The organism is Bacillus sp. F9_6S_D1_P_5 (assembly GCF_054823925.1).
Map to the genome: position 1 here is coordinate 153194 of NZ_JBTREW010000007.1, position 13086 is coordinate 166279.

Annotated in this window: 10 protein-coding genes and 1 pseudogene; 9 read left to right on the plus strand and 2 right to left on the minus strand. The window is 34.3% G+C overall.

All coding sequences use genetic code 11. From position 1 onward, the window contains the following. The first annotated feature begins 57 nt into the window (after window positions 1-57). Window positions 58-1071 (plus strand): AI-2E family transporter, encoded by a 1014-nt coding sequence (locus ACUXEY_RS10945; protein WP_461300673.1) that lies wholly within the window; start codon window positions 58-60, stop codon window positions 1069-1071. A 56-nt stretch (window positions 1072-1127) separates the two neighbouring features. Here ACUXEY_RS10945 and ACUXEY_RS10950 read toward each other — a convergent pair whose 3' ends face one another. Then, window positions 1128-2072: an L-lactate dehydrogenase gene (locus tag ACUXEY_RS10950; RefSeq protein WP_016088332.1), complete on the minus strand. Its 945-nt coding sequence runs from the start codon at window positions 2070-2072 to the stop codon at window positions 1128-1130. Between the two features lie 201 nt (window positions 2073-2273). On the opposite strand from ACUXEY_RS10950, the gene ACUXEY_RS10955 reads away from it, so the two are divergent. Together ACUXEY_RS10955 and ACUXEY_RS10960 are read left to right on the plus strand one after the other, a co-directional pair. After that, the gene (locus ACUXEY_RS10955; RefSeq protein WP_461300674.1) at window positions 2274-3710 is read left to right on the plus strand and encodes a flavin monoamine oxidase family protein; all 1437 of its coding nucleotides are present in this window, start codon (window positions 2274-2276) and stop codon (window positions 3708-3710) included. A gap of 103 nt (window positions 3711-3813) precedes the next feature. Further along, window positions 3814-4737 (plus strand): CobW family GTP-binding protein, encoded by a 924-nt coding sequence (locus ACUXEY_RS10960; RefSeq protein ID WP_429602276.1) that lies wholly within the window; start codon window positions 3814-3816, stop codon window positions 4735-4737. 110 nt (window positions 4738-4847) lie between these two features. Here the strand turns inward: ACUXEY_RS10960 and ACUXEY_RS10965 are convergent. After that, window positions 4848-5843, minus strand: a pseudogene (locus tag ACUXEY_RS10965) (S-layer homology domain-containing protein). A gap of 354 nt (window positions 5844-6197) precedes the next feature. On the opposite strand from ACUXEY_RS10965, the gene ACUXEY_RS10970 reads away from it, so the two are divergent. From ACUXEY_RS10970 to ACUXEY_RS10995, 6 genes are all read left to right on the plus strand, one after another. Then, complete coding sequence (locus tag ACUXEY_RS10970; RefSeq protein WP_001290799.1) at window positions 6198-6803, plus strand: TetR/AcrR family transcriptional regulator; 606 nt, start codon at window positions 6198-6200, stop codon at window positions 6801-6803. A gap of 15 nt (window positions 6804-6818) precedes the next feature. Further along, the gene (locus ACUXEY_RS10975) at window positions 6819-8309 is read left to right on the plus strand and encodes an o-succinylbenzoate--CoA ligase (RefSeq protein WP_429602273.1); all 1491 of its coding nucleotides are present in this window, start codon (window positions 6819-6821) and stop codon (window positions 8307-8309) included. A gap of 4 nt (window positions 8310-8313) precedes the next feature. Next, window positions 8314-8730: a MaoC family dehydratase gene (locus tag ACUXEY_RS10980; RefSeq protein WP_002071359.1), complete on the plus strand. Its 417-nt coding sequence runs from the start codon at window positions 8314-8316 to the stop codon at window positions 8728-8730. After that, window positions 8730-9725: a 3-oxoacyl-ACP synthase gene (locus ACUXEY_RS10985; protein WP_461300675.1), complete on the plus strand. Its 996-nt coding sequence runs from the start codon at window positions 8730-8732 to the stop codon at window positions 9723-9725. The genes ACUXEY_RS10980 and ACUXEY_RS10985 overlap by 1 nt, the downstream gene beginning before the upstream one ends. 62 nt (window positions 9726-9787) lie before the next feature. Then, window positions 9788-11584, plus strand: coding sequence for an NHL repeat-containing protein (locus tag ACUXEY_RS10990; RefSeq protein WP_461300705.1), 1797 nt, complete (start codon window positions 9788-9790; stop codon window positions 11582-11584). Window positions 11585-11818: 234 nt separating this feature from the next. Next, the gene (locus ACUXEY_RS10995; RefSeq protein ID WP_461300676.1) at window positions 11819-13036 is read left to right on the plus strand and encodes a substrate-binding domain-containing protein; all 1218 of its coding nucleotides are present in this window, start codon (window positions 11819-11821) and stop codon (window positions 13034-13036) included. Window positions 13037-13086: the final 50 nt, after the last annotated feature.

The following is a 13086-nucleotide window of genomic DNA, read 5'->3' on the forward strand; positions in this document are numbered from 1 at the left end:
GTTCATAAAATGTAATATATTCAATTTCCATCCATTGAAGGGGGAGGTTAAATCTTAATGAATGAAGTGAAAAATTTTTTTCGAAGTAGAGGGTTCCAACGGTTTCTCGTTTTAATAATAGTAGCGCTTGTGTTATATGGATTAAAAAGTATGATCAATTTAATATTAATTACGTTTATACTGACATTTTTAATGGATCGGCTTCAACGTTTTATTTCAAAGAAGTTGAAAGTGAATCGGAAAATTGTTATCGCATGTTTGTATATAATATTAGTTACTTTTATCGGCACAACATTATATAAATATTTACCTGTGCTAACGATACAAATTTCCCAATTGATTTATCAGTTTAGGTTGTTTTTTCAAAATCCACCTGATAATGAGATCATTAAATATGCACTTTCAACAATTAATGGGATGGAAGTATCAAAATATATAGAACAAGGTGTAGATGTCATATATCAATCGATTGCAAACATAGGGAAGGTAAGTTTACAAATATTATTGTCTCTCATATTAAGCTTATTTTTCTTATTAGAAAAAGAGCGTATTATTACATTTACTTCTAAATTTAAAGATAGTAGTCTGAAGATTTTTTATGAGGAGATTGCATATTTTGGTGAAAGATTTGCAAGATCATTCGGTAAAGTAATTGAAGCACAGTTTTTAATTGCGGTTGTCAATTGTGTACTCACTGTAATTGCATTAATCGTCTTAGGATTTCCGCAGCTTCTCGTATTGGCTGTCATGATTTTCTTACTAGGATTGATTCCTGTTGCCGGTGTAATCATTTCCTTGTTTCCGCTTTGTATTATTGCTTATAACGTAGGAGGAGTTATGTACGTTGTATACATACTTGTGTTCATTACAGTAATCCATGCTCTTGAAAGTTATTTTTTAAACCCGAAGTTCATGTCTGCGAAAACGAATTTACCAATCTTTTATACATTTATGATTCTCATCTTTTCAGAGCATTTTCTTGGAATATGGGGCCTTATTATCGGGATACCAATCTTCATCTTCTTATTAGATGTACTTAATGTAAATAATGAGGAAACGATTAAAAAATAGAAAATAAACAAAAAAAGCAATCCAAAATAAATTGGATTGCTTTTTTACTATACATATTAAAGAACTGGAGCCATTGTTTCTTTCAATACTTGAACAGAGTGATCGAATTTTAATTCTTCTTCTTCACTTAATTCTACTTCTAAAATTTCACGAACACCGCCGCGATTTAAAACAGCAGGGACACCGATATAAACATCTTTTTGACCGTATTGACCTTCTAAATATGCTGAAACAGTTAATACACTATTTTCGTCGTTTAAAATGGCCTTCGTAACACGTAGAAGTGACATACCGATACCATAGTAAGTTGCACCTTTTCGCTCAATAATATGGTAAGCTGCATCACGAACGTTTATGAAGATTTTGTCTAAATCTTCTTGCGTGTATGTGTTGTCTTTATCAAGAAGCGTTTGTAGTTTTTGAATACCGACTGATACGTGACTCCAAACAGGAAGTTCCGTATCACCATGTTCTCCGATAATATAAGCATGAATGTTATGTGGACCAATATTGAAGTACTCACCTAACATATAGCGGAAACGAGCAGAATCAAGAGTTGTACCAGAACCGATTACGCGTTCTTTTGGTAAACCAGATTCTTTCCAAGTTACGTAAGTTAAAATATCGACAGGGTTAGTTGCGATTAAGAAGATACCATCAAATCCACTATCCATAATACTGCGAACGATTTGTTTAAAAATTTTCGCGTTTTTCTCAACTAGATCTAAACGTGTTTCGCCTGGTTTTTGTGGTAATCCAGCTGTAATGACTACAAGATCTGCATCTTTACAATCTTCGTAGCTGCCTTTCCATACTCTAGTTGGAGCTGGTGCAAAAGGAACAGCATGACTTAAATCCATCGCTTCTCCTTCAGCTTTTGCCTCGTTTACATCAACTAAAACAAATTCTTCAGCTACAGCTTGGTTAATCATGCAGTAAGCGTAACTACATCCAACGGCTCCTGTTCCTACTAATACCACTCGGTTAATACCTTTTTTCATTTCAAAATTCCTCGCAATTTCATTGATTTTATTATGTAAGATAATACGTCTTACTTCTATAGAGTCATATCTAGTTTATTACATTTTATAAAAGATATTCAAGTATTAGAAAATGTATCCGTGCAATTCTTTGCATGAAACATAGGAAGTAAGTTAACCGAATATAATGCAATAAAATCCTTTATTGAAGGGGAAAAGGGCATGATGCAGCCATTAACGATGGAAAGAATGCTTCATATTATTCATGTGGGGCTCGTTAAAACGAAGAATCCAAAGCAGATTATTATTGCTGGTGCAGGAATTTCAGGATTAGTTGCAGCATCATTATTGAAAGAAGCTGGGCATAACATAACAATTTTAGAAGCGAATAACCGAATAGGCGGAAGAATATATACGATTCGTGAACCATTTAGCTCTGGTTTATATTTTAATGCAGGGCCGATGCGAATTCCTGAAACACACGAGTTAACTTTAGCTTACATTCGTAAATTTAAATTACCGTTAAATCTTTTTATAAATAAAACCGCTTCAGATATTATATATACGAATAATATTAAAACGAGATTGAGCGTATTTGAAAAAAATCCAAGTATACTTGGATACCCTATTTTAGAGAATGAAAAAGGAAAAACGGCAGAAGAGTTAATGTTAGTAGTATTAGAACCCATACTAAATTTTATAAAAAAAGACCCTAATAAAAACTGGCTTATCGTTGAAAAAAAGTATAACACGTATTCGCTTGGTTCCTTTTTAATGGAGTATTATTCAGATGGAGCAATTGATATGATCGGTGTACTTCTTGATATGGAAGCATATATGGGAATGTCTTTAATTGAAGTATTACGTGAAATGATTTTTTTTACTTCAACGACAAAATATTATGAGATAATGGGCGGAATGGATGCATTACCAAATGCATTTTTACCGAAGTTAAAAGATAATATTTTTATGTCCTATAAAGTAGAGAAAATTATACAGGAAGATAATAAAGTAGCAATGCAAGTATTACATGAACAAACGTTACATTCATTTATGGTAACAGGCGACATTGCTATTGTCACAATTCCATTTTCAGCGTTACGATTTGTAGAAGTTCAGCCATATCATTTATTCTCTTATTTTAAAAGACGAGCAATTCGTGAGTTGAATTATATTGCTGCAACTAAAATTGCGATAGAGTTTAAAAGTAGATTTTGGGAGAAAGCGGGACAGTGTGGAGGTAAATCTATTACAGATTTACCTATCCGATTTACATATTATCCGAGTTATGGCATTCATACACCAGGGGCAGCCATCGTTTTAGCAAGTTATACGTGGGCAGATGAGGCATTAACATGGGATAGTCTCTCGCACAGAGATCGTATTCGTTACGCATTAAAAAATTTAGCGGAAATATACGGTGACATCGTCTATAGTGAGTTTGTTACTGGAACATCTTTTAGCTGGAGTAAAAATCCGTATTCTTGCGGCGCATTTACAGCTTTCGAACCAGGTCAAGAGCTCGAGTTATTTCCGTATATTACGCCGCCAGCTGGCAAAGTGCACTTTGCAGGAGAGCATACGACATTAACGCATGGATGGATGCAAGGAGCAATAGAGTCTGGAATTCGAGTTGCTTATGAAGTAAACGAACAGTGAAGATATATTTACAAATCACTATTCTTTTAATAGAATAATTAATATAAATCGTAATTATTACGCTTTGAATACGTTTGAAGTATAGAAATGGATGGTCGATCAAATGAATAAAGTAGAAATTCATATATTAGGTGGCTTTTTAGGTAGTGGAAAATCAACATTATTACAAAATTTATTGTTAGCGGAGAAAAAGAAGAATAGAAAAGTTGCTGTATTAATGAATGAAATTGGTGAATACTCGGTAGATACCGATATTATTGGAAAAGAGAATGTTTTAAGAGAACTTCTGAAAGGATGTATTTGTTGTACGCTAAAAGAAGAGCTTGAAATACAGCTGCATTCGTTATATCAGCAAGAAAGACCAGATGTCATTTATATTGAAACGACAGGTGTTGCACATCCAATTGAAGTGTTAGATGCATGTGTATCACCAATTTTAGCACCTTTCTTAGAAGTGAAATCAATTGTAGTCGTACTAGATGCAGTAAGGTGGTTAAATCGAAGTGTATTAAGTGCAAATGTTCAGCAATTATTGCATGAGCAACTGAAGTTTGGTAGCCACATTTTAATTAATAAATCAGATTTACTAACAGATGAGGATAAGAACAAAGTAATAGAAGAAGTGAAAGTGATAAATAATCATGCGAAATTGTTTGAAACAAAATATTGTAATATATCTTTAGAAGACATAGAAGAAGCTGAATTTACGAATGACGCGGAACGTGAGACACTACATGTAAAACAGCATTTACATATACAAACGATGACGTATCAATTTACAAAATCGATTGATCAAGACAATTTATATGAATGGCTTTCAAATTTACCAGACAGTATTTATCGTGTAAAAGGATTTGTGAAATTCCACGGAGATAAATACCCGCACCTATTCCAATATTCATTTGGGGTACCAACTTTACTGGAACAAGACTTCGGTTTCCCGACGAACTTGGTAGTAATAGGGGAAGGGCTAGATAAGAAACAACTGGCTGAAGGGTTAGAGAAAGTGGAACTTAATTCTAACTAACATTAAAGGGAGCTGCCCCATAAGTTGGTGAAAACGACTTATGAGGCAGTCTTTTTATTTTTTATGAATAAGCAAATAGATACTTGTATTCATTTTAAATAGTCACTCTATTAGTGTTTTCGTTTTCCAAGAGAAACACTTAGACTAGTACTAGAATCTCTTCTAAATTCAATTTTGCGACCATCTAATTCTATTGTTCGAGAGCTTGCAGTAGGGTTTTTAATTAAACTATATAGATGATCTGCTTTAGTTGGTAGTAGTGTATTTAGGATTTTTTTCACCGGCTCGTTTAATACAGGGTCATCACTATGAATAGACATTCTATATGCGCTGTCATCTTTAGGTGAAAAATTAAAATACATAATTCCATCATATGTTTTACCAGTTTTAGTGAATACATAGTTATAATCGGTTTTTAAAAATCCAGAATCAATCAGTATATTCTCAATTTCTTTATACGTATCCTCATCTTTTGCAGGGATAGGATCAGGAACAAAGTTAGTTTTTACAAAAATTGCATTATACATAAACGTTGCAAATTGTTCTCTTGTTACATTCATTTCTCCGCCATATTGATAGTTTCCAATTCCTTTTGTAATGCCATTACTATACAATGAACGAACAGAGTCTGTTGCCCAAAAATTATTTGGAACATCATAGAAAAGGTCGCTTGTTTTTACTGGTAAATGAAAAGCTTTTTGTAAGATAACAGCCATTTCGTATCGATTTAATGTATCATCGGGTCTAAACTTGTCAGTGTTACTGTCCCCTGTCATAAGTCCTTTTTGAGCAACTGCTTTAATACTGTTTTCAAACATATGTCCATGAATATCAGAGAAATGTTTAATTGTAGATCCAGTATTTTCTAGTTTTAAGTATCTTTAAATAATCGCAGCCACTTGCCCACGAGTTACATTGTCCCCAAATCCAAATTTTCCGTTGCCATAACCACTAATGACCTTTTTTTCAGTTAAGTAGTTAATCGAATCTTTAGACCAGTGCTCCATTGGTACATCGATGAAATGTTCAGCTTGCGCATGAGCATTCGTTGCGCCGAATAATGTGGCGGTAATTAAGCCTGTTGCAAGTACATGTTTAAAATTCATTATGATTCCTCCTAGGTATATAAAACAATATTCTCTCGCTCATATCCGATACTTATAAGTGGTAATCAATTATATATTAGGATATTCCGTTTTTTGTAAAATATAGATTGATTTTTATAATATTGCTTAAATATATATGGTGTTATAAGAGGCCGGAAAGTGTAAAAAAGTCAACTGACGTGGGTGTTTATTCATTCTGATTAAGGATGTATTATAAAATTCTCACTAATTAATAGCTGGTCAAAAGAAACCAACCTTTATTGAGATATAGAAAGACACTTGCAGATTTTGTCTAACGATAATAATTGTAAAATTCAGAATTTTATTTATAATCAAATCTAAGAGGTGATTCAGGTGTCAGAAAAAATAATAATGGATGTGAAAAACCTAACAACAAAAGGATTAGAAACGAGAGAGAAATTATTGTGTGCTGCAGAAGAGGTGTTTGGTAGTAAAGGATATTACGAGGCTTCTATCGTGAATATTACACAAGAAGCAAAGGTAGCGCACGGAACTTTCTATAATTACTTTCCATCTAAAAAAGATATATTTGATGAATTGATTCGCAGGTTGAACCGTGAGTTACGCTTAATTATTAAAGAAGAAATGAAGGGAATATCAAGTTATGAAGAGGCACAAAGAAGAGGTTTTCAGGCTTTTTTTCGGTGGGTGAAAGATCGACCTAATCTATATAACATTGTACAACAGGCAGTAGTTGTTGATGATAACTTATATAGATGGTATTATGCAAAGCTCGCAAATGGATTTTTAAAAAGTTTATCGGCTGGTATGGAAGCGGGAGAGTTTAAACAACTTGATAAAGAAACAATTGCGTATTGTCTTATGTCAATTGGACAATTTCTAGGAATGCGATGGGGTTATTGGGAAGAGAAAGATGTTCCGGAAGATGTATTTGAAGCAGCGATGTCATTAATATTTGAAGGATTGAGAAAGAGATAAGGGAGTGGGGAAAATATGCAAGGCATTGCTTATTGGATTGAAAAACGGTCCTATTTACATCCAGATCGCATTGCCATTATTACAGAAGAGGAGGAAATGACATATAAACAGTTACATGAGTATGTAAGTAAAGTAGCTGCCTATTTAATTTACGACTTAAATGTGCAAAAAGGAGAAAGGATAGCTATTTTATCACAAAATAGCTTGGAATATATTGTACTTTTGTTTGCTATAGCAAAGGTAGAATGTATTGCTGTTCCATTGAATATACGGTTAACAGAAAATGAACTTATATTTCAGTTAAAAGACAGTGGAACTACAGTTTTATTTGTAGAGGAAACATTTGAAAATATGGCACTGTCAATGCATAAGGTATCGTACGTCCAAAGAGTTATTTCGATTAAAAGTTTAAAAGAAATAGAAGATAGAAAAAGTGACAACTTTGAAGAGATAAATGAAAGCGCCTCCTTTATTATATGTTATACATCAGGTACAACAGGAAAACCGAAAGGAGCCGTACTTACACAAGAAAATATGTTTTGGAATGCGCTTAACAATACATTTGCAATTGACTTAACTATGCACGACCGCTCTATTGTATTATTACCTTTATTTCATATTGGTGGGATTGGTTTATTCGCATTTCCAACTTTATTTGCAGGTGGCGTAATTATTATTCCAAGAAAATTCGAACCTACCACAGCTCTTTCCATGATAGAAAAACATAAAGTGACTGTAGTGATGGGAGTACCTACAATTCATCAAGCATTAATTAATTGCGCAAAGTTTGAAACTACAAATTTACAATCAGTCCGCTGGTTTTATAACGGTGGTGCTCCATGTCCAGAAGAGTTGATGAGAAAATTTATAGATAGAGGATTTTTATTTGGGCAAGGCTTCGGCATGACTGAAACATCACCAACCGTATTTATGCTTTCAGAAGAAGACGCAAGACGTAAAGTAGGTTCAATTGGGAAACCTGTTCTGTTTTGTGATTATGTACTTATTGATGAAAAGAAAAATAAGGTTGAAATCGGTGAAGTTGGAGAGTTACTTATAAGAGGACCGAATGTAATGAAAGAGTATTGGAATCGACCAGATGCAACAAAAGAAACGATTCAAGATGGTTGGTTATATACGGGAGATTTAGCTAAAGTTGATGAAGATGGTTTTGTATACATTGTCGGTAGAAAAAAAGAAATGATAATTTCCGGTGGTGAAAATATTTATCCACTTGAAGTAGAGCAGGTCATTAATAAGATTTCGGAGGTATATGAGGTAGCGGTCGTTGGTAGGCAACATGTAAAGTGGGGAGAGATTCCAATCGCCTTTATTGTGAAAAAGAGTAGCAGTGAATTAACTGAAAAGGAAGTCATTGAACATTGTTGTTTATTTCTAGCAAAATATAAAATTCCAAAAGAAATTGTATTTCTAGAGGAATTGCCTAAAAATGCAACTGGTAAAATTCAAAAAGTACAGTTAGCAAATCAATTGAAAAGCAGGTGAAGAGATGACGATGTATAGCACTGGTCAACAGGCATCATGTAGTAAAACAATAACAGAAACAGATTTTGTATTATTTGCAGGTTTGAGTGGGGATTTTAATCCAATTCATATTGATCATGAGTATGCGAAACAAACTAGATTTAATCAAAGAATAGCACATGGTTTATTAACTTCTAGTCTATTATCACAATTGCTTGGGATTCATTTACCTGGAAAAGGATCCGTTTATATGGAACAAACTATTAAATTTACAGCACCAGTTTTTATAGGCGATACAATTACAGCTACGGCTACAGTGCAAGAATTTATGATAGAAAAGAGAGTTTTGAAATTGTTAACTGAATGTCATAATCAAAAAGGAGATTTAGTATTGACAGGTGTAGCGACAATGATGGTGCCAAAAGAAGGAGGGGTAGTCTAATGAATATTGGGGTTGAAACGACGGGTGTTTTCTTCCCAAAAGACGTAGAGACGGCTGCAGATCTATCTAAGAAAACAGGCATCCCTGAGAATATTATTATAGAAAAGTTTGGATTATATGAAAAACATGTCGCAGATGAAACGATGCATGCATCAGATTTAGCTATTGCTGCTGCAAAGCCAATATTATTACAAGTAGATCCTCAATCTATTGATGTAGTCATTTATTTTGGCAGTCCACATAAAGATTACCACGTATGGTCAAGTGCCCCAAAAATTCAGCATGAACTTGGATTGAAAAATGCTTATGCTTTTGAAATTATGAATGTTAGTTCTTGCTTTCCTATTGCTCTCAAAGTTGCAAAAGATATGCTTTACTCCGATAACTCAATTGAAAATATATTATTAGTAGGTGGATGTAAAGAATCTCAAATTGTAGATTATGATAATCCACGCTCACGTTTTATGTTTAATTTCGCTGATGGTGGAAGCGCAGCTTTAGTGAAAAAAGATGCTAGCAATGGTGAAATATTAGAAAGTGCGATTATAACAGATGGTTCATTTCATGAAGATGTACGTATTCCAGCAGGTGGATCAAAGCAGGTTGCGAGCTATGATACAGTTGAGAATCGGCAACATTATATTGATGTAATAGATCCTAATAGTATGAAAGAACGTCTAGATCGGGTTTCAATCCCTAATTTTGACAAGGTTATTAGGGAGGCGTTAAAAAAAAGTGGGTTAACTCCTAAAGATATTAAAGTATTGTTACCACTGCATACAAAACGTTCTATGTTAATAGAATTGATACAGGGACTAGGGCTAGAAGAAGAACAAGTTGTATATTTAGATCATTATGGACATATGTCAGCGCTTGATCCTTGCATTGGTCTTCACTTTGCAAATGAACAGGGAAAATTACAGCCTGGAGATATTGCAGTAGTAGTTAGTGCCGGGACTGGGTATACGTGGGCAGCGACTGTGATTAGATGGTAGTAAAGATGGATTTTATTAAAAAAATTATATGTTGTTTTTTCATTGTTATTGTGAGTCTATGGATGTTTGCTTCTGTAGGAAATGCCTCTGCTGTAAAATATGTGAAATCATGGGGGAGTGAGCTAGATCCTTCTAAGTTATTAAGGACACCGGTGGCGATGGCAAGGGATGCAAAAGGATTTTTGTATGTTGTTGATATGGGGAATAATAGGGTTTTGAAAATAGATAAGAATGGAGAAGTTGTTGATACGATAGGAACTTTAGGTGAAGGTCCGGGGCAGTTTAATATGCCATTTGGTATTGCTGTTGATAAAGAAGGTAATATTTTAGTTGCGGATACAGCGAATTATCGTATTCAAAAATTTAATGAGGAGTTTCAATTTATTAAAAGTTGGGGCACAAAAGGTAAAGGAAGTGAGCAGTTCTCGTTTCCTAGGGAAATTGCAGTAGATAGCGATAACAATTACTATATTACGGATGAATACAATCATCGTATTCAGAAATATAGCCCGAATGGGCAGTATATTCAAACAATAGGGAGTTATGGAAAGGCGAATGGAGAAATGGCTTTACCACAAGGTATCGCGATAAATAAACAAGACGAGGTTTATATTGCAGACACATATAACAATCGTATTCAAGTGTTTGATAAAAAAGGGGAGTTTAAGCGAGTAATCGGAACAGGAATTGCAGGTTTAGGCCCATATCAATTCTACCATCCAAGAGGAATAAATTTTGACTCAACATCTGGATCGCTATATGTAGCAGATACTTATAACAATCGGATAATGAAATTTACAAATAAAGATCAATTTTTATATACAATAGGTAATTTTTTCCAGTTTGTTTATCCAAATCAAGTTCTTCCGGATGGTAAAGGGAATATCTATATAACGGATACGGGAAATAATCGTGTACTTTTATATAATGAAGTAGGCCTAACAGCGGTAATGAAGAAAACTATAGGTAGTGAAAGGAATGGAAATACACAATATGCAGGACCTTATGACGTCGAAAGAGACACGAATGGAAATGTTTTTGTATCGGATTCCTTTAATCATCGGATTTTGAAATATGATACAACTGGGAAGGTTGTTGGGAAGTGGGGAAGTTTATTTGGTGCTGGTGGACCACTAGGATACGGAAGTCTTCCAGGACAGTTTTATGTTCCAAGACAAATTGCAACGGATCGTTACAATAACGTCTATGTATCTGACTCTGTAAATCATCGTATCCAAAAATTCACCAATTCAGGAATAGCGCTTGCTTCATATGGTTCATTTGGAGTATTACCAGGCTTTTTTCAATTTCCATCTGGAATAGCTATTGATAGTAAAGGAAACATATTTATAGCTGATTCAGAAAATCATCGTATTCAAAAATTTAATCCATTCTTTGTATATATGAAATCATGGGGGAAAAAAGGAACTGGAGAGGCAGAGTTTTTTCAACCTATGCAATTAGCAATTGATTCAAAAGATAATGTTTATGTTGTGGATCGGATTAATAATAGGGTTCAAAAATTTGATAATGAGGGTAATTTTCTTACAAAATGGGGTACCAATCATGGAGCTGGAAACTTAGATCCACTAGAAAATTGGAGAGAGGGTCCCGGGGATCTTTTTTTGCCAATAGGAATTGAAATCGATATAAATAATACGGTGTATGTCACAGATACTTCTAATAATCGCGTGAATATTTATAATGAAAATGGGGGTTTTTTAGAGTCTTTTGGAAGTTTTAGTGGTATATCAGGGCAGTTTTTCTCACCACAAGGAATAGATGTGGATAGCCAAGGGAATATCATTATTACAGATGGTTTACTCCAAAGAATTCAATTTTTTAAGAAAGCTAATTAATATTGGAGGCTCAAAATACTTGTTAGAGAGGATAGAAGTTTAATAGTTTCGGAATGCGGTATAGGTAGGAATAAAATATTTATATCAAATTGTAAAGGTGTTTCATGGAAATCGGAGAAGATACATGTATACTAACAACCTCGTTTATATGATTTAAAGAAAAAGTCATAATTACGGATGGGTAACTTTGGCGTGTTTGACTCTATCAGAAAGTAAAGTATGGGGAGGATCACAATGTCGATGAAAAAACGTAAATGGCTAAGAATGATGGCTACTGGTTGTGTTTTAAGTTCGTTATTCATAACGGCAGCTTGTTCAGGAAAGAAAACAAGTACAGAGGATGAAAAGACGATTAAGGTAGGGGTTCTTGCTTCATTAACAGGTCCATTAGAATCGTATGGAAAACAAACAGTGAACGGATTTGAATTAGGGTTAGACTATGCGACGGGGGGAACTGGGAAGGTGGAAGGGAAGAAGATTAAGTTTGTTGTAGAAGATACGGAAACGAAAGCAGATGTAGCAGTGAAGAAAGCTACGAAGTTATTAGAAGAAGAGGAAGTTGATTTTTTAGTCGGATCGTCTAGTTCAAGTGATACATTAGCGGTTTTACCATTAGCTGAAGAATATGAAAAAATAATGGTTGTAGAACCGGCAGTAGCTGATAGTATTACCGGGAAGAACTGGAATAAATATATTTTTAGAACGGGTAGAAATTCATCTCAAGATGCAGTCGCTGGTGCTGCAGCAATTGCTAAAAAAGATGTGAAAATAGCAACGTTAGCACAAGATAATGCTTACGGCCGTGAAGGAATTGCGGCATTTAAAGCTGGAGCGAAGAAATTAGGTGCGAATATTGTAAATGAGCAATATGCTGATACGAATTCGACTGACTTCACTGCTAATATTCAAAATATCATTAGTTCAAAACCAGATTATTTATTTATCGTTTGGGCAGGGGCAAATTCACCTTGGAAACAGTTGAAGGATATGAATGTGGAAGCGCAAGGTATTAAAATTTCTACAGGTGCACCAGATATACCAGCATTAAAAACGATGGATGCGTTAGTAGGAATGCAAGGTTTTTCTGTTTATTATCATACACTCCCAAAAAATAAGGTGAATGATTGGTTAGTGGAAGAACATAAAAAGCGATTTAATGGTGAAGTGCCAGATTTATTTACAGCGGGTGGAATGTCAGCGGCAATTTCTATTGTAGAAGCTTTAAAGAAATCAAAAGGGGACACAGATGTAGATACATTGATTAAGAAAATGGAAGGAATGGAATTTGATACGCCGAAAGGAAAGATGAAATTTAGAGAGAAGGATCATCAAGCGATGCAGACGCTTTATTCTATCACATTGAAAAAACAAGATGGTGTTGATTATCCTGTGCCAGTATTAGAGCGAGAATTAACGATGAAAGAGACAGAACCACCAGTTCAAAATAAATAGACTGAATTTTCTGTTGTTTTTGTATAAAGAGGGGGGACACCCTCTTTATA

What these genes read in the sequence shown, in the direction of transcription:
- ACUXEY_RS10950 (WP_016088332.1), bottom strand. Translation starts at nt 2,072, where the DNA reads ATGAAAAAAGGTATTAACCGAGTGGTATTAGTAGGAACAGGAGCCGTT.
- ACUXEY_RS10945 (WP_461300673.1), top strand. Translation starts at nt 58, where the DNA reads ATGAATGAAGTGAAAAATTTTTTTCGAAGTAGAGGGTTCCAACGGTTT.
- ACUXEY_RS10980 (WP_002071359.1), top strand. Translation starts at nt 8,314, where the DNA reads ATGACGATGTATAGCACTGGTCAACAGGCATCATGTAGTAAAACAATA.
- ACUXEY_RS10960 (WP_429602276.1), top strand. Translation starts at nt 3,814, where the DNA reads ATGAATAAAGTAGAAATTCATATATTAGGTGGCTTTTTAGGTAGTGGA.
- ACUXEY_RS10990 (WP_461300705.1), top strand. Translation starts at nt 9,788, where the DNA reads ATGTTTGCTTCTGTAGGAAATGCCTCTGCTGTAAAATATGTGAAATCA.
- ACUXEY_RS10955 (WP_461300674.1), top strand. Translation starts at nt 2,274, where the DNA reads ATGATGCAGCCATTAACGATGGAAAGAATGCTTCATATTATTCATGTG.
- ACUXEY_RS10995 (WP_461300676.1), top strand. Translation starts at nt 11,819, where the DNA reads ATGTCGATGAAAAAACGTAAATGGCTAAGAATGATGGCTACTGGTTGT.
- ACUXEY_RS10985 (WP_461300675.1), top strand. Translation starts at nt 8,730, where the DNA reads ATGAATATTGGGGTTGAAACGACGGGTGTTTTCTTCCCAAAAGACGTA.
- ACUXEY_RS10975 (WP_429602273.1), top strand. Translation starts at nt 6,819, where the DNA reads ATGCAAGGCATTGCTTATTGGATTGAAAAACGGTCCTATTTACATCCA.